This is a genomic window from Sedimentitalea sp., assembly GCF_039973035.1.
Taxonomy (GTDB): domain Bacteria; phylum Pseudomonadota; class Alphaproteobacteria; order Rhodobacterales; family Rhodobacteraceae; genus Sedimentitalea.
On record NZ_JBDWLR010000051.1, the window covers coordinates 51,087 to 74,839 of the forward strand.

Genomic DNA, 23,753 nt, shown 5'->3' on the forward strand with positions numbered 1-23,753 from the left:
TTACGGTGCAACATCATCTTCGAAACTGCAAAATGAATCGATCAGCACATCGGCCGCTTTGGGTTTCGTCCAACCCAGAGCAGGCCCTTACCGCGTGTCAAATCAGCGATGCACGTTGATGCCCAGCACACTACAGCGAGCACCCCGCCAACAAAGGTTCACTCAGAAATGAACCGGCGCTGCATCTCCGCCTCCTGACCTTCCATCAGTTCCTGCGCGGTTTCCATGTGATTTCGCATGATCTGGCGCGCTTCGTCCGCATCGCCACGGCGCAACGCCTCGACCAACCGCATTTGATAGTCGCGTCCGTTTGCCCAGAGCTGGATGTTGGGCGGAGAATACAAGCGGCGATAGACGGTCAGATCCGACAGGATATTCACCATGAAATCGATGAGAAACGCCAGCAGGTCATTGTCAGATTGTGCCGCCAGAAGCGCATGAAACCTCAACGAGGCAATGTGCTGCTCGCGCTCGTCATCCAGAGTCTTAGCCGGCTCGGAATAGGCCCCGATATTGGCCTCAAGCTGGGCGAGGATATCTTCGGGCAACTGGCCCGCAAGCTGTGCGGCCAGTTCCGGCTCCAGCACGCGGCGCAGCTGGTAGATGTCGGCGATGGTCAGGTCCTTGAAGTAGAAATAGTTGCCCAGCAAGGCGCGCGCGCGCTCTTTGGACACCTCGTGCACGAAGCAGCCCCCGCCGGGCCCGGAGCGGGTCTTGACCAGACCCTGCGCCTCGAGAATGCGCATGGCTTCGCGGATCGTACCCTTAGCCATGCCGAACCGGCTGATCAGTTCCGGCTCGCTCGGCAGCCGATCTCCGACCTGCAACCCTTGCTCGACCACCCAATCCTTGATGGCTTCGGCAACACGCACAGGGCGGCTTTGTTTCGGTTCACCCTTGGATCGGGTGGTGACAGGCTGCAAACTGGTCGTCTCCCATCTGGGTCAGCGTCGGCTCGTCCCGTCGGCAAAGATCCGTGGCGCGGGGGCAGCGGCCAGCAAAGGCGCAACCCGGCGGCGGATTCAGCGGGTCGGGCAGTTCGCTGTCCTTTTGCTCTGGTGCTGTCAGCGGTCGCCCCACAACCGGGGCACTGTCAGCCAGAAGTTTTGTATAAGGATGTTTGGGCGCTTTGAAAATGTTCTCGGCCTTGCCGATTTCCACGACCGATCCGAAATACAGCACCACGACACGTTGGCTGACTGCTTCGACAACGGCGAGATCATGGCTGATGAAGAGATAGGTCAGGTTGAATTCCGCCTTCAGACGGGCCAGCAGGTTGAGCACCTGCGCCTGAACGGAAACATCCAGCGCCGACACCGGCTCGTCCAGCACGATAATCCGAGGGGCAGCGGCAAGCGCGCGGGCGATGCCGATACGTTGCGCCTGACCGCCGGAAAATTCGTGCGGATAGCGGGTCAGGAATTCCTGCCGCAGGTTCACGCTGTCAAAAATCTCGGCAATGCGGGCATCCCGGTCAGCCTTGCCCATCCCGTGCAGACGTTTCAGAGGCGCCTCGACAACCTGCCGGATGGTCTTGCGCGGGTTGAGGCTGCTGGTCGGGTCCTGAAAGACATATTGGATCACCTTGCCGAACGCCGCCGGGTCGGCGTTGTCCAAGGCCTTGCCCTCGATTTCGATCTGCCCGGTCGAAGGTTCCAGCAGCCCGACAAGCATCCGCGCAAAGGTGGATTTGCCACAGCCGGACTCCCCGACGACGCCAAGGGTTTCGCCGGTGGCAACCTCAAATGACATCGGGCGCACAGCCCGCACCCCTTCGCGGGCTTTGCCAAAAAGTGGTTTCTTGAGCGGAAAGGTCTTGGATAGGTTGCTGATCTTGAGCGCCGTCATAAGATCGCCTCCTCGGGATGAAGGCACCGCACCGAGCGTCCCAACGTCCCGGAAAGGGTTAAATCCCCGAAGCGACAATCCTCTTTTGCCTTGGTGCATCGCGACGCAAAGGCGCAACCGGGAGGCAGGTCATCGACCGATGGCGGGAGACCGGGAATGGCTGCAAGCTCGCGCTGCCCTTGCCCCAGCTCGGGCACACAAGCGATCAACCGCTTGGTATAGGGATGCGCGGGTGCATCGAGTATGGCCTGCGTCGGCCCTTCCTCGACAATCCGTCCGGCATACATCACGGCAACCCGGTCGCAGAGTTGGCCAACGACGCCAAAGTCATGGGTGATAAAGATGATCGCCAGACCCCGGTCGCGTCGCAAATCATCCAGCAGCGCGAGGATTTGCGCCTGAACAGTAACATCCAGCGCGGTAGTAGGTTCATCCGCGATAATGACATCCGGATCATTGGCCAACGCCATCGCGATCCCAACCCGCTGCCGCATGCCGCCTGACATTTCATGAGGATAATTTTCGATACGGCTTTCGGCATTGGGGATGCGCACGGCCTTGAACAGATTGACCGCCTTGGCGCGCGCTTCGCTCCGGCTGACGGCTTGGTGGCTCTGGATTGCCTCGATCAACTGATCCCCGACCTTATACAGCGGATGAAGCGTCGAAAGCGGATCCTGAAAGATATAGGCGACGCGATCACCGCGTTTCTGGCGCAGAGCCTCGTAGGGCGCACCGAGCAGGTCCTCACCCCGAAACCAAACCGCGCCGCCAGTGATGACACCGGGCGGCGAGGCGACCAGCCCCATGACCGAAAGCGCCGTGACGGATTTGCCCGATCCGCTTTCCCCAATGACGCCAAGACATTCGCCCGGCCTGACCGACAGGCTGACGCCACCAACAGCCTTGTAGATGCGGTTACCGACATGGAACTGCGTTTGCAGGTCCTGGATTGCCAACAAGTCATCCGTCGCTGGCGGAACCGGGCCGCTGCGATCAACCAGTGTCGTCGCACGCGGACGGCTCAGCGCGCCGGAGCGCAGGCGTGGATCAAGCGCATCGCGCACCCCGTCGCCCAGCAGGTTGATCGACATCACGATCAGGAAAATCATCACGCCTGGCACGACGGACGTGAACGGATAGGTGATGAGCGCCGAGCGCGCCTCGCCCAGCATGGAGCCAAGATCGGCCTGCGGTGGTTGCGACCCAAGACCAAGAAAGCTGAGGCCCGCAGTCTCGAGGATCATCCAGCCCACAGTCGTGGACATCGCAATGATGATGACCGGCAGAACATTGGGCAGCAATTCCGATAGAATGATCCTTGTGTGCCCCATTCCGGCCAGCCGCGCGGCGTCAATAAACTCTCGCCCGGCCAAACCCACTGTGATCCCTCGGATGTTCCGGGCAAAGAATGGCACGTTCACGGCGGCCACCGCGATCAGCGCGTTCATCAGGCCGGGGCCAAGAGCCGCGACAATGGCCAGCGCCAGCAGGATGTAGGGAAAGGCCATCAACATATCGACACCGCGCATGATGATGTTGTCGACTCTGCCACCGAAGTACCCTGCAATAATGCCAATGGCCGAGCCTATGGTTCCGGCGATTGCGGCGGCGGCGATGCCGACAGCAAGGCTCAGCCGGGTGCCGTGCAACAGCCGCGCCAGTTGATCCCGGCCAAGATGGTCTGTTCCCAGCAGATGACCCGGTGAAAACAGCGGCTGGAATCGATCCGCCGTCGCGGTGACATCTGGATCCTGCAACGGCAAGAGCGGTGTCAGCAGGACCAGCAACAGGATCGCCAAGATCACCACCGCGCCCATTGCCGCCAGTCGATTGCGAAACAACAGCTTGAGAAACGTCGTCATGTCTTGATCCTCGGATCAAGCATGCTCTGCGCGACATCGACCATGATGTTGAACATCACATAACAGGCGGCGACGAACACGACGCCCCCCTGCACCAGCAGCAGGTCCCGTTTCAGGATCGCATCCACCAGCATCCGACCAACGCCCGGCCATTGGAACACGATCTCGATAAAGACCGAACCGGACAACACAAATCCGGCCTGAATGCCAAGCACTGGGATGATCGACACCATCGCGGCACGCAGAGCATGGCCCATCACGACGCGTCGTTCGGGAGCTCCTTTGGCGCGGGCGGTACGTATGTAATCCTGCCGCAAGACTTCGAGCATTGCAGACCGCGCGAGGCGCGCGATCACTCCGGTCGCGACCGCAGACAGGGCCAGAGCGGGCATCACCAGATGTTTAAGCAGGTCCCACAGATCACCGCCCCCATAAATGGCGTACATGCCACTGACTGGCAGCCATTTCAGCCGCACCGCGAACAGCAGGATCATCATCATGCCCAGAAAGAATGACGGGACCGATATTCCGATCAAAACCGTGAATGTGATTGCCTTGTCGGCAAAGCCGTATTGACGCGCGGCCGAAACAACCCCCGCTAGAATACCCACGAGGGAGCAGAGCACGAAGCTGACCCCGGCGAGGATCAATGTGGCGCTGAACCGTTCTGTGATCTCATCCAGAACCGGACGGTTCAGTGAATAGCTACGGCCAAAATCGCCTGTCAGCATATTGCCAAGCCAGATGAAATACCGCTGGATCAACGGCGCATCCAGCCCCAGATCGCGGTTCAGCTTTTCGACGTTTTCGGGTGTCGCATAGGCGCCCAGTATCGCGGTCGCCGGATCGCCCGGTATCATCGCCATGATCAGAAAGACGATCACCGTGATACCCAGCAGCACAGGGATCGCAGAGATCAGCCGTTTCAGGATATAGCTTGCCATATCACCGGACTCCGGTTCATCCACCCAGATTTAGAATGGGCCACCCATGCCAGCCCATTCATTCAGGTCAGTTCTTGGTCACACCTTGCAGGTGCAACAGGAACGAAGGTTCAAGACCGAAACCCTCGACACGGTCGCTGGTGACAGCATTCTGTTTCCAGTTGGCAACAAAGACCCAAGGCGCGTCTTGCTGCACGATGGTCTGCATTTCCTGATAGAGGCGCGCGCGCTCTGCCTGATCCGTCGCTGTTCGCGCCGCTTCCAGCAGTTCGTCGACCTTTGGGTTGGAGTAATAGCCCGAATTGAAGCCACCCTGATCGGGCCATGCACCCGTACGCAAGGCAAGATAGGGCAGCGTGTCGGGATCGTTGGTCATCCAGGCCATTTCGGCCATGTCGGCCTTGCCCTCAAGCCCCGGGTTCACTTCGCCCAGAAAGGTATTCCATTCGTAGGTTTCGATGCTGACGTTCAGCCCAACAGCCGCGAGATCGGCCTGAATGGCGGTTCCCATTGCAATCGGGTCCAACATGCCGGAACCGCCTTCGGTCACATAGAATTTCAGCTCCGCGCCCTCTGCACCGGCATCCGCCAATAGTTCACGTGCCTTGTCGGGATCATAGGGATAGGGTTCGAGATCAGCGTTATAGGCCCATGCAAAGGCTGGCGGCGTCGGCCCGGCAGCAACCTCTGCGGTTCCTTCCAGAACGTCATTCACAATCGCTTCCTTGTTGATCGCATAGTTCGCGGCCTGACGGACGCGGACATCGGCAAACGGCCCTTCCTTGGCGTTCAGGATCAGGAACCAGACATGCGGTCCGGCCTGTTGCGCGACGGTAAAGGCATCGCCTTCGAACTGCGACAACGACGTTGGCGGCACCTCGACCATCATGTCGATGCCACCGGCCAGCATTTCGGCCACACGCGTGTTGGCATCAGTAATCGGGCGGAATACCACCACATCGGTTCCGGCGGGATCGCCCCAATAGTCGGCGTTGCGCTCAAGCACCACGGCCTCGTTCGAGCGCCATTCGGCAAAGGTGAACGGCCCGGTGCCGGAAGGATTACGCCCGAAATCGGCGCCATGTTGTTCGACCGCAGCGGGCGAAACGATCAGGCCAGTGGGATAGGCCAGATTGGATAGGAACGGGGCATAGGGGGCGTTGAGGGTGAATTTGACTGTCAGATCATCAACGACTTCTGTCGAAGCAACCGACCCAAAGAAAAAGCTGAGCGGGAACGGGCCGGTATTATGAAACGGATGGCTTTCATCCAGCATGCGGTCGAAATTGAACTTGACCGCCTGGGCGTTGAATTCGGTGCCATCGTGAAATTTCACGCCCGGTTTGAGCGTGAAAGTATATTCGGTTCCATCATCGCTGATCGTCCAGCTTTCGGCCAAGGCCGGTTCGACCTCCAGCGTACCAGACTTATAGCGGGTCAGACCCTCGTACAGGTTCACCAGAATACGGAAATCGTTCACCGCCGTAACAGCGGCCGGGTCCAGCGATTTCGGCTCGGCGATCTGGCCGACGATCAACACGCCGGGCGGTGTCTGGGCAAAGGTTGGCAAGGCAAAGGACCCAAGGGCCAGCGCGGCCCCTGCAACGGCGCACAAGCCGCGGCGCGTCCAGTTCATAGGTTTCATTGTGCTATCTCCCTGGTGGTTTTGGGTTTGCATTTATCATGATTAATTGCATTCGTCAATTTATCATGATAAATACGGCTGAACGTTTCAACCGAGGCCCCATGACCTTTTCAATTCTTGCGCGCGACATGAATTCAGATGCCATTGGCGGTGCTGCCGCCACCGGCAGCCTGTGTGTAGGTGGTTGGGTGTTGCGAGGAGATCCGCGCGCCGGCATGAGCGCCAGCCAAGGCGCGTCACCCAGCACGTTCTGGGGCGAAGATGTTCTTGCGGCGATGAGGTCAGGGCAAATGGCCGAGGACGCCGTGTGCAAAGTGGTCATGGCCGACTCCGGGCGAGATCATCGACAGCTTTCCGCACTGGGCCTAACGGGCGACGGCGCGGCCTTTACCGGCACGAAGAACCTGCGAGAAAACGGCAGCATCGCGATCAACGGGGGCATCGTCGCTGGCAATATGCTGACCAACAAGGACGTTCTGCGCGCGATGGCAGAAACATTTGAACAGGTTACGGACAACCTCGCCCAGCGCCTCCTGACCAGCCTGAATGCCGGTCACGAAGCTGGGAGCGACATGCGCGGGCTTCAATCCGCCGCCCTGTTGATCGTCTCGCCAGATCATGCCCCGTTGACCTTGCGCGTCGACTATCACGAAACACCCCTTCTGGCGTTGGAGGACCTGTATAGACGCGCAACGACTGGGGACTATGCGGAATGGAGTCGTCAGGTGCCAACCTTGACCCAAAGGGAGCGGATCCTTGACTGATTGGTGCAAGGTCGCCGCCAGCAGGCTGGCACAGATCGCTGAAGTCTCTGAATCCGGAGCAGGCGTCACCCGGCTGCCGTTCACACCAGAGCATCAACAGGCTGTCGCACTCTTGACCAAATGGATGGAAGAGGCGGGCCTGAGTGTCAATCTCGATTGTGCCGGAACGCTGATTGGACGCAAGCCCGGGCCGAAAGGCAGCGGAACCTTCTATATGGGATCGCATCAGGACAGCGTTCGCCAAGGAGGAGCCTATGACGGCATCATGGGGATTGTGCTGCCAATCCTTGCGATGCAGCGTCTGAAACAAGACGGCACTACCCTGCCCTATTCTGTCGAGGTGTTGGCGTTTGCAGACGAGGAAGGCGTGCGTTTTCCTACCGCGCTCATGGGGCCGCGTGCACTGGCTGGAACATTTGATCCGGCGGTTCTGGATTATGTCGATACGGCCGGGATTTCGCTGCGGCAGGCGATGGTCGACTTCGGTCTCGCGCCGAATGCGGTCACATCCCTTAAACGAGATCGCGGAACCGCAATCGGTTATTTGGAAACCCATATTGAACAGGGTCCCGTGCTTGAGGATGCGGGCAAGCCTCTTGGCGTTGTCACGGCCATTTGCGGGATCGAACGCCATCAGATCACTTTGACCGGGGAAACCGGCCATGCCGGGACATTACCGATGTCCTCACGCCGCGATGCATTGGTCGGCGCGGCGGCGATCGTGACAGAGGTGAACCGGTTGGCATCGGCCACACCGGATTTGCGGGGCACGGTCGGCGCATTGCAGATGCATCCCAACGTGGTCAATGCGGTGCCAAAGGTTGTCCAGATGACGGTCGAGCTGCGATCGCCGGATGATGCCGTTCGTGAAACAGCCTCTGCCGCGCTGCGTGAATTTGCAAGTAAAACCGCAACGCGAATGGCGCTCGACCTTTCGATGGATCGCACCTATGCGCAGCCCGCGCAGGCCTGTGACCCGGTTCTGACGCGTGCGCTTGGCGAGGCCGTGACCGCGCGGTGCGGCACTGCCCTGACGCTGCCATCTGGCGCGACCCATGATGCCTCGGCGATGGCGGACCTCTGCCCGATCGCGATGCTGTTCGTGAGATGTAGAGGCGGTGTTAGCCATGTTCCGGAAGAATATGCGTCTTCAAATGACCTCGGCACGGCCATCGATGCAATCTGCGCGTTTCTGACCCGCGAATAGGACTGGTTTGCGCGGCGTGCATCGGCACTTTGTTGCATTGTCGAAGTTGTGCTTCCCGCATAGGTTGGCCGCAATCATGTCAGGCTCAGCAGTCAGGTAGCGCTTCATTGACCCGTTTCTTTTCCAACGCCAAACGTCCGGTCCATCTCGGTCGGTTCCCGCTTGAAACGCTGAAACGGGCGACGGACATGCCCGATCTTACGAAGGTTCCCGAAACCCGTCAGTTGTCATTCTCGCGCGAGGATGATCCGGCATCGATTGTAAATGCGATGCGGGACCACCAGGCGGTGATGGATGCGATCCGCGGCGGGTTTGTCAACAAGAGCAAGTCCACCTGCCCGGATGACCCGGTCGAACGGGCCAATCATATCAAGGCCTTCTGCCAATTTGTCGATGCCTCGATGGTGGGGATTGCCCGGTTACCCGCCGGGTCTCTTCTGGAACAACCCTTTCGCAATCCCGACATTGATCGGCTTGCGGATACACTAAAGACGCAGCAGACCAAGACACTGGCTTCGGGCATCGACATGGTGATGGCTGATCTGCGGGAATCGATGGAGGCTCCGCCAAAGTCGATCGCCGCCCATACCCATGCCCTGACGATCCTGATCGAACACCAGCGCGATCCGCGACCCGACGAGCGCGGCGCCGATTGGATCCGGAACGCCCAAGACCATCGCGGCTGTATCCTCGCATCTGAAATCGCGGTGGTGATGGCCAACTACATCCGGCTTCTGGGTTGGGACGCGCAGGCCCACACTCAAAGCACATCGGATGTATGCATGAACCAACTCGCCGTCGCCTCGGGTCTGGCGGTCATCCAGAATGGCGAACTGGTGAACCCCTATGTCGGAAGCCGCTTCAGTATTGCTGTCGTGACCACCGAGTTTGAGATGCAACCTGATCTGCCCCTCGCCCCGTCGGCCAGCGGCAATAGGGTGAAAAAGCGCCCTGCACTGGCAGAGAACCTGTTTGAAAGCCGCGACTTTGCTGCAGGGGGCCACCCGTTCGAGACGCTGCGCCGGGTGGCAGAACCCACGACCTACATCGACGAAGACCGCGTGGCGCGCGTGCCAAAGCGGGCCGACATGTTCGCGCGCGCGCAATTCGGCGAAATGGGCAAACGCCTGCAAGACAGCGCCAAGGGCGGGCATTACGTGCGCAAGGCGGCCCCGTCATTTGCACAACGTCGACTGCTGGGTGCGTTCACCCTGTTGCAGGATGGCGAGCCTGCTGCGGAACGGCAATCGGTCGACGCGGCCCGCAACGCCGACAACCTCAAGGCGGCCAGCTATTTCCTGGGTGCTGATGCGGTCGGGCTATCGGCCTGCCCTGACTGGACATGGTATTCTCATGACGCCGTTGGCGCGCCAATTGTGCCCGAACATGATCAGGCTGTGTCAATGATCATCGATCAGGGGTTTGAAACCATGGAAGGGGCCAGCGGTGACGACTGGATCGCGGTCAGCCAGTCAATGCGGGCCTATCTGCGGTTCTCGCTGATTGGCGGTGTGGTGGCCAAGCAGCTGCGCAATCTGGGCTATAAGGCCAAAGCGCATTCGGTGATGGATGGAGAGGTGTTGCAGCCGCCCTTGTTGCTACTCGCCGGGTTGGGAGAGGTCAGCCGCATTGGTGAGGTCATCCTGAACCCCTTTCTCGGCCCCCGCCTGAAATCCGGCGCTGTCACCACCAACATGCCGATGACCCATGATCAGCCAATTGATTTCGGCCTGCAGAAATTCTGCGAGTCCTGCAACAAATGCGCCCGCGAATGCCCATCCGGCGCGATCACAGCAGGGCCAAAGCTGATGTTCAACGGCTATGAAATCTGGAAATCCGACAGCCAGAAATGCACCACCTACCGGGTCACGCAGCCAGGCGGGGCGATGTGCGGACGATGCATGAAAACCTGCCCGTGGAACCTCGAAGGGCTGTTTGTGGAAAAGCCGTTTCGCTGGGCGGCGATGAATATGCCATCGGCGGCCCCTTTGCTCGCGTGGCTGGATGATGCGCTCGACAAGGGCGCAATCAACCCGGTCAAGAAATGGTGGTGGGATTTGGAACTGGGCGAGGATGGCGGCTATCACCCCACCCCAACACCGGTCAATCATCGCGAATTGCAAAAGGATCTGGAACTCAAATACGAAGATCAGACATTGGCGGTCTATCCCGCCAATCTGGCCCCGCACCCCTATGCCTATCCGTTCCCGATGAATCGCGATCAGGGCATCGAAGCGTATCAGGCGATGATCACCGCCGAGGAATACCAGAAACGGCTTGAGGCCGGGCAAACTGAAGGGCTGACCCATGAATACAAGGCAGATGTGACGAGCCCTGTCCTACATGTAGAAATTGCGCTGGCACAGGAAATGGCACCGGGCATCACCAAGTATGAATTGCGCGCGCTGGATGGCAGCGACCTGCCGGAATGGACTGCGGGTGCCCATATCGACATTGTGGTGGCTCCGGAATTTCTGCGGCAATATTCGCTGTGCGGTGACCCGGCGGATCGGTCACGCTATCAGATCGCCGTGCTGCGCGAGGATGAAGGTCGCGGCGGGTCACAGCTGTTGCATCGGATATTTCGCGAAGGACGCAAGATTTTCATCTCGCGGCCCATCAATCACTTCCCGGTTGCGCAACCTGCCAGCCGTCACCTGCTGATGGGCGGCGGCATCGGTGTCACGCCGATGATTGCGATGGCCCATGAATTGCACCCCAAGGGTGCAGAGTTCGAACTCCACTATTCGATCCCGTCACGCGAGAATGCCGGGTTCCTGTCGGAACTGGCTGAGTTTCCCTGGGCCGATCAGGTGCGCCTTCATGTTTCGAACGAAGGTGGCCGCGCCGATTTTGACCAGCTGATCGGACCCTATCAGACGGGTTCGCATATTTATGCCTGTGGGGCCGATCGCTATATGCAGGCCGTCATGACACGTGCAAAACTGGCCGGTTTCCCGGAAGAGGCCCGGCACCTAGAGTATTTCTCGGTGCCCGAAACACCGGACTACGTAAACCATCCCTTCCGGGTGCATCTTGCCAAGTCAGGGCGCGATCTGGATATCCCTGCCGATCAGAGCATCGCGGATGTGCTTCAAGCCAACGGGTTCGCCGTTGATATCAAATGCTCCGACGGGATTTGCGGTGTCTGCAAATGCGGGCTGTTGACCGGTGAGGTCGAACATCGCGATCTGGTTCTGTCCGGAAAGCAACGCGAGACGTCGATTATCACCTGCCAATCCCGCGCAACGCAGGCAGGTGGCACGGTGGAATTGGACCTCTAGGCTAACGCAAATTTGGGCCGCTGTGCACAAACGTCTTTACATAACTAGAAATGTAGTTATGTTTGATGCATGGATACAAATACCTCAGTTGCTCACGCTCTCGCCGCCCTTGGTCATGACGCCCGACTCGCGATCTTTCGTCTATTGGTCCGGGCTGGGCATGACGGACTGAATGTCGGCGACATCGCCCAAGAGTTGACCATGCCCGCCTCGACGCTCGCCCACCACCTGAAGTCATTGGTTGATGCGGGGCTAGTGGTTCAGGAACGCATGGGGCGACAAATCGTCAATCGGGTGGATTTTGACGTGATGCAGCAAACCGTTTCGTTCCTCACCGCCGAATGCTGTGTCGGCGTGAAACTGACAAGAGATGACGCCGCCTGATACCCGGTCAAAATTTTGCGACCAATCACAACCACTTCTCTAGGAGAATGGATATGAGTACACTCACGCAACCCACCCGGCATTGGTCGGTCGATTTGGCCCACAGGATCTGGTCAAAGGAACGGGTTTGGTTGGTCTCTTTGGGGATCTTGATCCTGTTGTTCCTGTTCGCCCCAGAACAGGGCGCAGAGAGTGCAAAGTTCACCGCGAACAACCTGTTGGACGTCGCTCCGTTTCTGGTGCTGTCGATCGGCATTGCCGCCTATGCCGGCGCAACCGGCGCGGACGGGTTGATTGCGCGGGCCTTTACAGGCTCCCCTGCCGTCATGATCCTGATCGCGGCTTTGGCCGGGGGCCTGTCGCCCTTCTGTTCCTGCGGTGTCATTCCGTTGATCGCCGCATTGCTCGCCATGGGTGTGCCCTTATCGGCGGTCATGGCATTTTGGTTGGCTTCGCCCGTCATGGACCCTTCGATGTTCGTTTTGACCACCGGTGTTCTCGGTGTTGAATTCGCGATTGCCAAGACCATCGCGGCCATTGGTCTCGGCGTTTTTGGCGGAACGGTTGTGCATCTGCTGGCAAAGTCCGGTGGCCTGACGAACCCGCTGCGCGAAGATGTCGGCAACGGCGGCTGTGGTGGCGCCAAGGTCCGCACGGCACAACCGGTCGTCTGGGCGTTCTGGCGCGACAATGCGCGGGTCTCTAAATTTGCCAAGGAAGGTATCAAGACAACGCTGTTCCTGGCCAAATGGCTGACGCTTGCCTTTGTACTGGAAAGCCTGATGCTGGCATGGCTGCCCGCAGACCTGGTGGCCCAAACACTGGGTGGCGCAGGCTTGGCCCCGATCGGAATTGCAACGCTTGTCGGCGTTCCTGCCTACCTTAACGGCTATGCCGCGCTTCCCTTGGTTGGCGGATTGATGGGACAGGGCATGGCACCCGGTGCCGGGCTGGCGTTTCTTGTCGCAGGTGGTGTGACCTCACTGCCCGCCGCCGTCGCGGTTTGGGCGCTGGTCAAGCGCCCGGTGTTCCTGTTGTACCTTGGCATCGCGCTTTCAGGTTCGTTCGCGGCCGGTCTGGCGTTTCAGTTTTGGGTCACACTTTGAACCAAAGGCCAGCGCAGCACCTGCGCTGGCCATTTCGCATCTGGCATTGGTTCTGCGAAGTCGGCAGATCGAATGCCGCAGCGGTTTCATTTCCATGGATTGATGGTGCGGGTGAAGCGCCGCGTTCGGGCGTAAGGTTGCGTTTTTGGGGGGCCGGATCGCGATCTTGACGATTGTGCCAAAACGTTCGACGAGAAGTTCACGGGTTGAACTGCCGTCGTAAGCCGCGTCTGCGAGGAATAGATCAACCGGACCGTCGACTTGATCCAAGAGGTCTGGCAGTGCCGTTGGATCACTAATGTCGTCTGTGGTCAAATCGGAGCAAACGATCTCGCCACTGACAAGATCAAGACCGAGGTGGAGCTTGCGCCAATTCTTACGCTTCGCCCGGTTTTTATGCTTCTCCTCAAGCCAATCACCTTCAGGCCGGTGCTGTCCACAACCAGTTGCACTGGTTTGTCACTCTTGGATCTCGGCTTTGTGCGCAACGTCAACCCATTGCCCCGGCGCGAGAGCGTGGAAAAGTCCGGCACTGCGATCTCAACCCCCAGCAGCCTCGCAAGGGAGCGCATCAATCCTTGGGTTTGATGCAGCGGCTGCTTGAAGACCAGGCCCAGCGTCAGGCACATCTCAATCGCCAGATCAGAGTAGTGCGGCTGTCCGCCGCACGTGGTTCGGCGCGGGGCCGACCACAAGGCAAGCGCGTCCTCGCTGATCCAGACAGTCAGATCGCCGCGTCGCCGCAGGCCTTCGTTGTATTCAGCCCAGTTGGTCACCCGATGCCTTTGAATTGGGATCTTGTCACGACGATCAGCGTTGAGCTTGTGCGGCATTCACAAATTCCTGAATGCTACAAACCGCAACGATATCAGCGGTGCGGCGATCTCTGCAACAAAGCCGAGCTTAGTAGCTCATAGAATAGTGTCATCGACTGAGTGGACGCCAACTTTCAATTTGGACCACGCAAGCTGGGCTGCCCAATGCGCCATTGAGCAGGAACCAGGGTGACATGCCGCGAGATGATCTCGTTGGCCTGCGCGTTCGACACCGAGTGCCGTTGCGCAATTTGAAATGACAGGGCGAGAGGGTGAACTTTGCGTCCGCGATTGAAACACCTTTCAGGGAATCGCCGGATGCCCCCTCGATCATTGATCTGGGCAGCGCCTACTATCTGGACGGGTACTTCGTGTTTCTGGTTGCGGACAATACGGTTCTCGCCACGCGCGAGTTAGCCCTTTGGGGCACCTGGAAGAGATCCGTTCATCTTTGTTCCGCAGCCTGGTGGCGGTAGGGATGTCGATTGCCACAGACGTCGTGATCCGCCAAACGGACCGGCGCGGTGGCCTCGAGAAAGGCCATCGCGCTTGGGCGTACTTCTAGGGTCGCAGGCGCAGTTCGGCCGACCTCGCGTGCCCTTCCATGCCTTCAGCTCGGCTGATCCGCGCGGTGCGCAAGGCCAGCTCGTGCGAAGCGTCTTCGTTGCAGCGCTGCCAAGTCACGGTCTTGGTGAACTTATGCACCGACAAGCCGCCGGTGTAACGCGCAGCGCCGCTGGTTGGCAGGACATGGTTCGGACCAGAGGTCTTGTCGCCGAAAGCCACCGTGGTTTCCTTGCCCAGAAACAGCGAGCCGTAGGCCGAAAGCCGGTCAAGCCACCAGTCAAGATCCTCGGCCTGCACCTGAAGGTGTTCGGGCGCATAGCGGTCTGAAATCTGCACGGCCTCTTCGCGGCTGTCGCAGAGGATCACTTCGGCGCGTTCGTCCCAGGCGGTGCGGGCGGCAGCGGCGTTGGGTTGCGGCAGGCTGGCGATCAGGGCCGAGACACGGTCCAGCACGGCCTCGGCCAGCACCTTGTCGGTCGCGACCAGCCAGACCGGACTGTCGATGCCGTGTTCCGCCTGACTGACGAGGTCCCAAGCGACGGTATCCGCCGATGCGGTGTGATCGGCAATGACCAGTGAATCGGTCGGGCCTGCGAACATGTCGATCCCCACCTCTCCGAACAGCATCCGTTTGGCTTCGGCCACATAGCTGTTGCCCGGCCCGACGAGAATATCCGCGGGTTTGCCTCCAAACAACCCCTGCGCCATGGCTGCGATCCCTTGCACGCCACCGAGGTTCAGGATCAAATCCGCACCGCACAGGTCCATCGCAAAGACGATCGGGTCAGGTATGCCGATGTCGGGCCGGGTGGGGGACACTGCAGAAATATGCTTTACGCCCGCGACCTTGGCGGTGGTGATTGTCATCAGGGCGCTGGCGACATGGCTGTACCGACCGCCTGGCACGTAGCACCCGGCGCTCGAAACGGGGATTTGCTTTTGCCCGGCGATCAGGCCGGGCATCACTTCGATCTCGCATTCGCCCAACGTCGCCTTTTGCGCCTCGGCGAAACGACGGATGTTTTTCTGGGCGAACCGGATGTCGTCCTTGAGCGCATCGGGCACACGATCGCAGGCGGCCTTGCGCTCGGCATCCGACAGCACGATCTCGCCGGTCCAGCCGTCGAGTTTTTCGGCATAGCCGCGCACCGCGGCCTCGCCTTCGCGCTCGATATTGGCCAGCATGATGGCGACGATATCGCGAACATCCTTGTTTTCCACGGCTGGGCGGGGCGCGGCAGTCTTGAGATAGGTTATGGCCATGGCGTCAACTCGATCTTGTCAGGGTGTGGTCATGTATGGCGTCGGCCAGAACATCGATCGTGTCGATAATCGGAACGCTGGCGGAGAGGGTCGGGGCAAGGAGAGAGAATTCAGAGCAGGCCACGAGCACAAGTGCTGCGCCATTGCCGGTCAGTTCGAGCGTTGCGTCAGACAGAATTTGCTGTGCGTCCTGCGTTGCCCCATCGGCCTTGATCGATCTGATCGCGCTCAACATCCGGTCAGAGTTGTCCGGCCAGACCGCGCGGAGTCCTGCCTTTTCCAACGCCGCATCGAACACCCCCGCAATGCGTGTGGCTGGGGACGCAAGAATGCCGATTTTGCCGCCCTGTGCGATGGTCTGTGCAGCGCGCGCCACGGCCAGATCGACCATGTTGAGCAGCGGAACCGATACCGCCGCGCCGATCTGCGGTGCATAGTGGTGTGCTGTATTGCATGGCATTGCCAACGCTGTCGCTCCGGCGGTTTCAAGCCGCTGCGCCATTTCGGCAAGCGCAGGCGCGGGATCAATCCCGGTGCCCTCGATCAGGTGCGCAATACGCGAAGGAACCTGCGGGTTCATGTCGATCAAGAGCGGCAGGTGATCGGCATCGTCACGGGCCTGCACGGTCGACAGCAGACGCTGTTGCAACAGGATCGTGGCCTCCGGTCCCATACCCCCGAGAATACCGACGACATTGCGGGTCATTGTGAAACCTCGGCCACGGTTTCCCCGATCAACTCGGCAATCAACGTGCAATCCGCCTCTGAAAAGCTCAGTGGAAGGCGCATGTCGAACAGTGTCGCCATGATACGGTCGGTTTCGGGCAGGGATTGGCCTGCGACATAGCGCCAACTGTGGTGCGACGAGGTGAAACCATGGGGTTCTTTCCCGCCGAACCACTTTAGCTCCACTCCGCGCGCGGCCGCTGATGCAAGCGTGGCACGGCACTGATCATCGGAAAAGCCCGGCAGGCGAAACTGGATCGACGATCCAACATGCACCTCCTGAGCGGGCAGTGCGATTGTGGCAATCCGGGCATAGGCTCTCAGAACACGCTCCACCTCTTGATAGCGAGCGTTCCAGCGATCGATATTGGCGTCCAGCTGCGCCAGTTGGGGGCGCAGGATAGCGGCGCGCAGGGCATCCATCCGCGCTGAGCAGTTGGGCATGTCATAGCGCGGCAAATCGAACGCCTCAGCCTCAGGGCCGGCACCGTGGCGATTATACAGCATATAGCTGCCCGACAGGATGGTCGCGCGCGCGGCGAAGTCGGGGATGTCGGTTGTCAGGAAGCCCCCTTCTCCGGAGTTCATGTGTTTGTAGGTCTGAGTGGAGAAACAGGCGATTTTGCCGAAATTTCCAGACCGCTTGCCGTTCCACTGCGCACCCATCGTGTGGGCGCAATCCTCGATCACCGTGACACCGGCGGCATCGCAGATCTCCATGAGCCGGTCCATGTCGCAGAGGTGACCACGCATGTGTGACAGCAGCAACATACGCGCACCTGAGGCCGCGATCTTGCGCTCCAGATCGCCCAGATCAAGTCGCAGATTTTCGTCGATCTCGACGAGAACCGCCTTGCCGCCGACTGCGCGGATGGCACCAGGAACCGGGGCGAGGGTGAAGCCATTGGTCAACACCGCATCACCCGGTTCGATGTCACAGGCCCGTAACGCTATCTGCAAGGCCTGACCGCCAGAGGTGACGGCTAGGCAATAGGCGCTGCCTTGCCAATCACGGAATTCGGACTCCAGTTGTGCCACCTCGCCGATCTCATCGGGGGCGAGGTTATAGCGGTGCAGGCGACCTGATTGCAGAACAGCCACCGCCGCGTCGATAGCTCCGGTCGGGATCGCCTCTTGCTGAGTGAATGAGCCAGTAAACCTGCGTGCCAAGGCGGTGTTCCTTTCTACAGTTCGACCCAGCGGGCGCTGTTGTCAAAAGCGAAATCATAGCCGCCAAGTGCTGCGGCACCCCCGGTATGCAGGAACACGATGCGCTGGTCCTTGAATTCGCCTTTTCGTGCAAGATCAATCAACCCGGCGGCACCTTTGGCGGAATAGCAGGGATCGAGCAGGATACCTTCGAGTTCGGCAAACATCCGGATCGCTTCGATGCCGCTGTCGGTGGGCAGGCCATAGCCGTCGCCGACGTAATCGGTATTGGCCATCACATCCTCGCGCTTGGCCACGCCGGCACATCCCAGCTTTTCGGCGGTCTTGCAGGCCAGATCATAGACCATCTGCTCCTGCTTGGGCTGCGGCGCACGGGTGCCAATTCCCAACACCGGGATCTGTGCGTTCATCGCACACAGGCCAGTGACCAGCCCTGCCTGCGTGCCCGACGAGCCGGTTGCGTGAGTCAGCCGATCAATGTTCAGACCGATGTCGTTGGCCTGTGACACCAGTTCAAAGGCGCAGTTGACATAGCCTAGCGCACCGGTCGGGTTCGATCCGCCGCCGGGAATGACATAGACGTTGCGGCCCTCGGCGCGTTTTTTCTCAGCGGCGCGTTCCATTTCACCGGGCATATCGTGGCCGCCGGGAAATTTCTGCGTTGTCGCGCCGTGCAGGTGATCCAGCAGGACGTTGCCGTTGGTGTTATAATTGGCGTCGTCATAGCCGGTGCGATCTTCGAGCAGGATGTGGCAATCCAGACCCAGCTTGGCCGCATAGGCGGCGGTCTGGCGCCCGTGATTGGTCTGGGTCGCGCCTTGGGTCATGACCATGTCGGCGCCCTGTTCCTGCGCTTCGCCCATCAGGAATTCCAGCTTGCGGGTTTTGTTGCCGCCGGTGGACATGCCGGTGCAGTCGTCACGCTTGATCCAGATTTCAACGCCCAGCTCTTTGGACAAGCGCTCCATCGGCTCCAGCGGCGTGGGCAGATGGGCGAGGCGAACACGGGGAAAGCGGGAAATGTGCATCTGGGTATCCTTGTGGTTTTGGGTCGGAATTGGCGTCATGAGCCATTGCGAGGAATCGGGTCTGGTGCCGTATGGGGGAAATGCCGAATTCACGTGAGAATAGCTTGGCAAAATTCGAGGAACAGCCAAATCCGCAGGCGAGCCCTATTTCGACGACCGGCATAGCGGTCTGTTCAATCAGCAACCGGGCACGGCGCAGGCGCAGCGAACGATAGAACGCTGCCGGGGATTGGCCCAGATACACCTTGAACCTGCGCTCAAACTGGCGCACCGACACGCCGGCAAGCGCAGCCAGTTCGGTAATCGAGAGCGGCTCTTCGAGATGCGCCTCCATCGCCGCGATCGCTTTTTCCAGCTTGGCCACCCGCAGGGCGTTGACGTCGTTTTCGCTGCGTGGCTGTTCGGCGGCGGCGTCACGTATCCGGTCCATCAACAGGATATTGCCCACCGATTGCGCCAACAGGGCCGAACAGGGCGCGACAATCAGGCTGAGGGTGACATCGGCCGCCGACATCATGCCAGCCGCTGTTGTGACCCGTCCGGTGCGGGCGAACAGCGGCAGCTTGTTATGTGGCTCGCAGATCGAGGTTGCCCGGGCCTGCTGATCTTCCCAATGGGTCGTGATCTGTTCTGCATCGGGGTTGAGCCGTTGCCATTCAAAGGCCGCATCGGACATCAGGATGATATTCTGACCCATGCGTTCGCACCAGCGCAGCCGGGTGCGAAGCACATCAAAACGCGCTCCGATCCCCTTGCCGCCCAGCACGATAAGGTGGTCTGACAAGGCGGCCTCGTTCAGCGGCAGGGGCGTCGTGCGCACCAGCATGCCGCCGAGACCTTCGACAAGATCGCTCTTGGTTGTGGTGCAGATACGCACGTCGAATTGCAAGTCCTGACCCAGCCGGTTTGCAATGCGCAATGCATCCTGCACCAACGCCAGTTCGGTTGGCACAAAACCCGGTTCAGCCAGAATGGTAACAGAAACCCGTGCCATCCAACGCTTACCCGCGCATCAGTGCATAAGACGGATCATAGGGCGATGGCGCGATGACCTCGGCCGCAACCATCTGACCACACAGATCGAGTTGCATCGTGCTGCCTTCACCGGCCAGATCGGGCGTGACAAAGGCGTAGGCCAGGTTCATCCCCGTCCGATGCCCCCAGTCGCCCGAGGTGATCGTGCCGACGACCTTGTCGCTCTGCATCAGGGACCCGCCGCCATAGGCCGGTGCATCGGTTGTGTCGATCTTCAGCGTGACCAGCTTTTGGCGCGGGCCTTCGGCGTGGCGTTTCACCAGCGCGTCCTTGCCGACAAAATCACCCTTGTCGAGTTTTACGAAGCGGTCCAACCCGGTCTCAAACGGGTCAAATTCGGTGATCAGATCTGCCTTCCAATGCAGGAAGCCCTTTTCCATGCGCATGGAGTCAACGGCCCGCGCACCAAAGAGTTTCAGCCCATGCACCTCGCCCGCCTTGCGCAGGGCGAGATAGACCGCATAGAGCGATGCGTTCGGCACGTGGATTTCATAGGCCAGTTCGCCGGAAAAGCTGACGCCCAGCACGGTTGCGGGTGAAAACCCGATGAAACATTCGCGGACTGACAGCCATGGGAAAGCCTCTTTCGACCAATCGCCCCGGGCGCAGGCCGACAATACGTCGCGCGCCTTGGGTCCGGCCAGAACCAGAATAGTCTGATCATTGGTCAGCGATTTGATCTGCACGTCTTCGTCTGCGCCGATATGGGCGGTCAGCCAGTCCATGTCGTGATATTCGGCGGCGGCAGCTGACCCGTACCAGACGCGGTCCGGACCACGGTCACTGGCGGGCAGGTTGGCAATCGTCGCTTCGCCTTTGTTCATGCCGTGGTCGTTCAAGAGATATCCCAGCCCGACACGCCCGGCACGTTTGGTGACATTGCCGCAGAACATGCGGTCAAGGAACGTATGGCGGTCGGTACCGGTGATCTCGAACCGGTTAAAGCCGTTGACTTCGCAAAGGCCGACATTTTCCTGCACATTCCTGACCTCAGCGGCGACCACATCGAACGCCTCGTCAAACGTGAACCCAAGCGTTGGATGGAAATCAGGAGTGGGCTTGATGTAATCGACCCGTTCCCAGCCGTTCACCACGGTGAACTCGGCCCCTTCGGCGGCCATGATCGGGGTCAGCGGCGTGGTCTTGGCCGGGCGACCCGCCGGGCGGTGCTCGTGCGGGAAGTGGAAGCGGAATTCGTTCTGGTAATCCTCGATCGCCTTCAGCGCGGTCAGTTCCACGTTGGTGTGGCCAGTGAACCGGCGGGGATCGATGCACCAGGTGTCATAACACGCCTCGCCATGCACGATCTGTTGCGCCAGCAGCCAGCCATGCCCGCCGCCTTCGCCCAGACCGGCACGCAGGCCGATGATGCAAAAGGCGTTCCGCTTGCCCGGGATGGGTCCGACCAGTGGTGCGCCGTCGATGGTATAGGTGATCGGGCCGTTCACGATGGAGCGGATACCGGTTTCTTCGAGCGCTGGCATACGTTCAAACGCACCGGCCAGCACGTCCATGACACGGTCGAGATCGTCGGGACACAGGGCATTCACGAAATTCGGATCGATCCCGTCCATGCCCCAGGTCTTGCAGTCCTGTTCATAGAAACCGACCAGCAAACCGCCCTTTTCCTGACGGCTGTAATAGTCGCTGATCGGGCAGCGTAGGAGCGGCATGCGGTGGCCGGCCTCGGCGATGGCGGGGATATCTTCGGTCAGGAAATATTGGTGCTCCATCGAGGCGACCGGGTGATGCACACCCATCATTGCGCCCACTTCGTTCACACGATAGCCGCAGGCGTTGACCACGACATCACAGTCGATATCGCCCTTTTCCGTGTGAACGGTCCAGGTATCGTCCTTGTGCTGGGTCAGCGAAGTGACTGGTGTATTGCGGTAAACTTCGGCTCCAGCCTTGCGCGCATGATAGGCGAGCGCCTGACACAGTTGCGCCGGGTCGATATCGCCATCCAGCGGATCCCAAAGCCCGCCCAGCAGGTTGGTGGTAGAAATCAGCGGATGCCTGCGGGCGCATTCTTCGGCGTCGATGATTTCAAATTCGACACCCATGCCGCGCGCCATCGAGGCAAAGTGCCGATAACCCTGCATCTGTTCTTCGGTGTTCGCGAGCCGGATGCCACCGTCCGCATGGTGATAGTTGATCGGATATTCCGGGTCTTCGGACAGTTTCTTGTAGAGATTGATTGAATGGGTTTTCAGCCCGACCATCGTTTGGTTGCCGCCAAAGTTTGTCACCTGTGCTGCAGAATGCCATGTGGTGCCGCTGGTCAGTTCATTGCGCTCGACAAGGACCACGTCGGTCCAGCCCTCCTGCGTGAGGTGATAGAGAGTCGAGCAACCGGCGATGCCGCCGCCGATGACAACTACTTTGGTCCGCGATTTCATGGGCAACGCCTCCGATGCAAGTTGCGGCCAAGAGGGGCAGAGATGACCCGAAATCGCAAACGCTTCGCATGATATTCGAAAATATCGAAATCTATATTCGATAATATATGCGCAAGCGAGAACCTATTGCGAGGCGGTCGCGTAAACGACTTGAATTGCTAGAGAAAATGCGAGGTGAAACATGACACTGCCCCGTGCTAGAAGAACCGGAAGACGAGAGCGGATGGCGTTGCGTTCGGCCAAACCCACGCTTGATCCTTGTCCGCCCGGTCAGATCGGCGGCAGCTATAAACCGCTGTCCGAGACCGAGCTGCGGCGCATCTATGACACCGCGCTTGATCTGCTTGAAAAGCTGGGCATGGGAGAAGTGCCGCCGCGCCTGCACGCCGATCTTCTTGCGGTCGGGGCCATCGATAATGGTTCCGAACGTGTCCCGTTTCCGCCCGCCCTTGTCGAAAGCGCCGTAGATCAGGCGGCCAAGACATTTGTCTTGCACGGGCGCGATCCGGACCGGTCAATCGAAGTTGGCGGCAACCGGGTCCATTTCGGCACCGGCGGTGCTGCTGTTCAGACGCTGGACATGGCAAGCGGTCTGTACCGGCCATCGACCCTTGTGGATCTGCACGATTTTACCCGCCTTCAGGACACGCTGGCCAATGTCAGCTGGTTCACCCGTTGCTGTGTGGCGACCGATGTTCCCGATAATTTCGATCTGGATGTAAATACGGCCTACGCGTTGCTGAAGAACACCACCAAACCGACCGCGACGTCGTTCACGTTGGCCGAACATGTGGGCCCTATTGTCAAAATGCTGGATATCGCAGCGGGTGGGGAGGGCGAGTTTTCAAAGCGCCCGTTCCTGAAGACCCATATCAGCCCGGTCATCTCGCCGATGCGCTATGGCGAGGATGCGGTCGACGTGGTTTACGAATGCATCAAGCACAACATCCCGATGTCCTGCATCACCGCCGCGCAGGCGGGGGCCACCGCACCGGCGACGCTTGCCGGGTTCCTTGCGCAATCGCTGGCGGAAACGCTGGCCAGCCTTGTCATGGTGCACGCGATCCAGCCGGGATTTCCGATGGTGTTCTCAAACTGGCCGCTTGTGGTCGACCTGCGATCCGGTGCCTTTTCCGGCGGCAGCGGGGAAACCGCGGTGCTGAACGCGGCTTCGGCGCAATTGTCAAACTGGCTGGGTCTGCCGTCGGGCGTGGCCTGCTCGATGACGGATGCCAAGGCGATAGATGCGCAATATGGGATGGAAAAGGGCATTACCTCGATGGCGGCCGCGCTCGCAGGGGGCAATCTGATTTATGAAAGCTCGGGCATGACCGCCTCGCTGCTTGGTGCGAGTTTTGAGGCGTTCGTTCTGGATGATGAAATGCACTCCAACACCTACCGCGCGTTGCGGGGTATTGAGGTGACAGACGAAAACCTTGCCTATGACGCAATCTGTGACACGGTGCTCGGCCCGGGGCATTTCCTCGGGGCGCAGGAAACCTATGCGGCGATGGAGCGCGACTATTTTTATCCGTCGCTCGCGGATCGGGACGAACCCCGCACGTGGGCCGAAAAAGGCGCGCAAGATGCCTGGTCGCGGGCGCGGAGCAAGGCGGAGACCATTCTGCGGGATCATCAGCCCGAGTATCTCACGCCAGAACAGGACAGCGAGATCCGTGCCCGGTTCAATATTCTCTGAC

The 23,753-nt window shown here is 59.8% G+C and carries 20 protein-coding genes and 1 pseudogene; 8 read left to right on the forward strand and 13 right to left on the reverse strand.

From position 1 onward, the window contains the following. Window positions 1–158: 158 nt before the first annotated feature. The 5 genes from ABJO75_RS12620 to ABJO75_RS12640 form a co-directional block, all read right to left on the reverse strand. A complete protein-coding gene (locus tag ABJO75_RS12620) occupies window positions 159–923 on the reverse strand; it encodes an FCD domain-containing protein (RefSeq protein WP_348123923.1) in 765 nt (254 codons plus the stop codon). Beyond that, window positions 892–1,848, reverse strand: coding sequence for an oligopeptide/dipeptide ABC transporter ATP-binding protein (locus ABJO75_RS12625; protein ID WP_348123924.1), 957 nt, complete (start codon window positions 1,846–1,848; stop codon window positions 892–894). The genes ABJO75_RS12620 and ABJO75_RS12625 overlap by 32 nt, the downstream gene beginning before the upstream one ends. Continuing rightward, window positions 1,845–3,713, reverse strand: coding sequence for a dipeptide/oligopeptide/nickel ABC transporter permease/ATP-binding protein (locus tag ABJO75_RS12630; protein WP_348123926.1), 1,869 nt, complete (start codon window positions 3,711–3,713; stop codon window positions 1,845–1,847). The genes ABJO75_RS12625 and ABJO75_RS12630 overlap by 4 nt, the downstream gene beginning before the upstream one ends. Continuing rightward, entirely contained in the window at window positions 3,710–4,657 is a 948-nt protein-coding gene (locus ABJO75_RS12635) for an ABC transporter permease (protein WP_348123928.1), read from the reverse strand. The genes ABJO75_RS12630 and ABJO75_RS12635 overlap by 4 nt, the downstream gene beginning before the upstream one ends. 67 nt (window positions 4,658–4,724) lie before the next feature. After that, entirely contained in the window at window positions 4,725–6,302 is a 1,578-nt protein-coding gene (locus ABJO75_RS12640; RefSeq protein WP_348123930.1) for an ABC transporter substrate-binding protein, read from the reverse strand. A 101-nt stretch (window positions 6,303–6,403) separates the two neighbouring features. Here ABJO75_RS12640 and ABJO75_RS12645 point away from each other — a divergent pair, with 101 nt between their 5' ends. The 5 genes from ABJO75_RS12645 to ABJO75_RS12665 all read left to right on the forward strand — a co-directional run bounded on the left by ABJO75_RS12645 (window position 6,404) and on the right by ABJO75_RS12665 (window position 13,047). Next, window positions 6,404–7,066: a DUF1028 domain-containing protein gene (locus ABJO75_RS12645; protein WP_348123932.1), complete on the forward strand. Its 663-nt coding sequence runs from the start codon at window positions 6,404–6,406 to the stop codon at window positions 7,064–7,066. After that, on the forward strand, window positions 7,059–8,273 hold the full coding sequence (locus ABJO75_RS12650; RefSeq protein ID WP_348123933.1) for a M20 family metallo-hydrolase: 1,215 nt from the start codon (window positions 7,059–7,061) through the stop codon (window positions 8,271–8,273). The genes ABJO75_RS12645 and ABJO75_RS12650 overlap by 8 nt, the downstream gene beginning before the upstream one ends. A gap of 107 nt (window positions 8,274–8,380) precedes the next feature. Beyond that, the gene (locus ABJO75_RS12655; protein ID WP_348123935.1) at window positions 8,381–11,557 is read left to right on the forward strand and encodes a 2Fe-2S iron-sulfur cluster-binding protein; all 3,177 of its coding nucleotides are present in this window, start codon (window positions 8,381–8,383) and stop codon (window positions 11,555–11,557) included. Between the two features lie 69 nt (window positions 11,558–11,626). Beyond that, window positions 11,627–11,941 (forward strand): metalloregulator ArsR/SmtB family transcription factor, encoded by a 315-nt coding sequence (locus ABJO75_RS12660; protein WP_348123936.1) that lies wholly within the window; start codon window positions 11,627–11,629, stop codon window positions 11,939–11,941. A gap of 53 nt (window positions 11,942–11,994) precedes the next feature. Continuing rightward, window positions 11,995–13,047 carry a permease gene (locus ABJO75_RS12665; RefSeq protein WP_348123938.1) on the forward strand — a complete coding sequence of 351 codons (1,053 nt, stop codon included), beginning with the start codon at window positions 11,995–11,997 and terminating at the stop codon, window positions 13,045–13,047. Here the strand turns inward: ABJO75_RS12665 and ABJO75_RS12670 are convergent. Beyond that, window positions 12,997–13,431 (reverse strand): annotated as a pseudogene (locus ABJO75_RS12670) (transposase); the annotation flags it as partial. The gene ABJO75_RS12665 and the pseudogene ABJO75_RS12670 sit on opposite strands and share 51 nt — an antisense overlap. Further along, entirely contained in the window at window positions 13,359–13,742 is a 384-nt protein-coding gene (locus ABJO75_RS12675; protein ID WP_348123965.1) for a transposase, read from the reverse strand. The pseudogene ABJO75_RS12670 and the gene ABJO75_RS12675, both read right to left, overlap by 73 nt. Between ABJO75_RS12675 and ABJO75_RS12680 the strand changes: the two genes are divergently transcribed. After that, the gene (locus ABJO75_RS12680) at window positions 13,626–13,964 is read left to right on the forward strand and encodes a hypothetical protein (protein WP_348123967.1); all 339 of its coding nucleotides are present in this window, start codon (window positions 13,626–13,628) and stop codon (window positions 13,962–13,964) included. The genes ABJO75_RS12675 and ABJO75_RS12680 overlap by 117 nt on opposite strands. Before the next feature lie 170 nt (window positions 13,965–14,134). Continuing rightward, window positions 14,135–14,338: a hypothetical protein gene (locus ABJO75_RS12685; RefSeq protein ID WP_348123939.1), complete on the forward strand. Its 204-nt coding sequence runs from the start codon at window positions 14,135–14,137 to the stop codon at window positions 14,336–14,338. 85 nt (window positions 14,339–14,423) lie between these two features. On the opposite strand, the gene hisD is transcribed toward ABJO75_RS12685, so the two are convergent. Genes hisD through ABJO75_RS12715 form a run of 6 tightly spaced genes read right to left on the reverse strand, consistent with a single transcriptional unit; the run spans window position 14,424 to window position 22,053 of the window. Next, window positions 14,424–15,692, reverse strand: a complete 1,269-nt coding sequence (gene hisD, locus ABJO75_RS12690) for a histidinol dehydrogenase (RefSeq protein ID WP_348123941.1) — start codon at window positions 15,690–15,692, stop codon at window positions 14,424–14,426. Between the two features lie 4 nt (window positions 15,693–15,696). Then, entirely contained in the window at window positions 15,697–16,398 is a 702-nt protein-coding gene (locus tag ABJO75_RS12695) for an amino acid racemase (protein WP_348123943.1), read from the reverse strand. Then, the gene (locus ABJO75_RS12700; protein WP_348123945.1) at window positions 16,395–17,588 is read right to left on the reverse strand and encodes an aminotransferase class I/II-fold pyridoxal phosphate-dependent enzyme; all 1,194 of its coding nucleotides are present in this window, start codon (window positions 17,586–17,588) and stop codon (window positions 16,395–16,397) included. The genes ABJO75_RS12695 and ABJO75_RS12700 overlap by 4 nt, the downstream gene beginning before the upstream one ends. 14 nt (window positions 17,589–17,602) lie before the next feature. After that, entirely contained in the window at window positions 17,603–18,616 is a 1,014-nt protein-coding gene (locus ABJO75_RS12705) for a D-cysteine desulfhydrase (protein ID WP_348123947.1), read from the reverse strand. After that, window positions 18,525–19,610 (reverse strand): helix-turn-helix domain-containing protein, encoded by a 1,086-nt coding sequence (locus ABJO75_RS12710; RefSeq protein ID WP_348123949.1) that lies wholly within the window; start codon window positions 19,608–19,610, stop codon window positions 18,525–18,527. The genes ABJO75_RS12705 and ABJO75_RS12710 overlap by 92 nt, the downstream gene beginning before the upstream one ends. A gap of 7 nt (window positions 19,611–19,617) precedes the next feature. Next, the gene (locus tag ABJO75_RS12715) at window positions 19,618–22,053 is read right to left on the reverse strand and encodes an FAD-dependent oxidoreductase (protein WP_348123951.1); all 2,436 of its coding nucleotides are present in this window, start codon (window positions 22,051–22,053) and stop codon (window positions 19,618–19,620) included. A 181-nt stretch (window positions 22,054–22,234) separates the two neighbouring features. On the opposite strand from ABJO75_RS12715, the gene ABJO75_RS12720 reads away from it, so the two are divergent. Next, window positions 22,235–23,752, forward strand: a complete 1,518-nt coding sequence (locus tag ABJO75_RS12720; protein ID WP_348123953.1) for a trimethylamine methyltransferase family protein — start codon at window positions 22,235–22,237, stop codon at window positions 23,750–23,752. The last annotated feature ends 1 nt before the right edge of the window (window position 23,753 follow it).

What these genes read in the sequence shown, in the direction of transcription:
- ABJO75_RS12645 (WP_348123932.1), top strand. Translation starts at nt 6,404, where the DNA reads ATGACCTTTTCAATTCTTGCGCGCGACATGAATTCAGATGCCATTGGC.
- ABJO75_RS12660 (WP_348123936.1), top strand. Translation starts at nt 11,627, where the DNA reads ATGGATACAAATACCTCAGTTGCTCACGCTCTCGCCGCCCTTGGTCAT.
- ABJO75_RS12695 (WP_348123943.1), bottom strand. Translation starts at nt 16,398, where the DNA reads ATGACCCGCAATGTCGTCGGTATTCTCGGGGGTATGGGACCGGAGGCC.
- ABJO75_RS12705 (WP_348123947.1), bottom strand. Translation starts at nt 18,616, where the DNA reads ATGCACATTTCCCGCTTTCCCCGTGTTCGCCTCGCCCATCTGCCCACG.
- hisD (WP_348123941.1), bottom strand. Translation starts at nt 15,692, where the DNA reads ATGGCCATAACCTATCTCAAGACTGCCGCGCCCCGCCCAGCCGTGGAA.
- ABJO75_RS12710 (WP_348123949.1), bottom strand. Translation starts at nt 19,610, where the DNA reads ATGGCACGGGTTTCTGTTACCATTCTGGCTGAACCGGGTTTTGTGCCA.
- ABJO75_RS12720 (WP_348123953.1), top strand. Translation starts at nt 22,235, where the DNA reads ATGACACTGCCCCGTGCTAGAAGAACCGGAAGACGAGAGCGGATGGCG.
- ABJO75_RS12665 (WP_348123938.1), top strand. Translation starts at nt 11,995, where the DNA reads ATGAGTACACTCACGCAACCCACCCGGCATTGGTCGGTCGATTTGGCC.
- ABJO75_RS12715 (WP_348123951.1), bottom strand. Translation starts at nt 22,053, where the DNA reads ATGAAATCGCGGACCAAAGTAGTTGTCATCGGCGGCGGCATCGCCGGT.
- ABJO75_RS12640 (WP_348123930.1), bottom strand. Translation starts at nt 6,302, where the DNA reads ATGAAACCTATGAACTGGACGCGCCGCGGCTTGTGCGCCGTTGCAGGG.
- ABJO75_RS12630 (WP_348123926.1), bottom strand. Translation starts at nt 3,713, where the DNA reads ATGACGACGTTTCTCAAGCTGTTGTTTCGCAATCGACTGGCGGCAATG.
- ABJO75_RS12635 (WP_348123928.1), bottom strand. Translation starts at nt 4,657, where the DNA reads ATGGCAAGCTATATCCTGAAACGGCTGATCTCTGCGATCCCTGTGCTG.
- ABJO75_RS12625 (WP_348123924.1), bottom strand. Translation starts at nt 1,848, where the DNA reads ATGACGGCGCTCAAGATCAGCAACCTATCCAAGACCTTTCCGCTCAAG.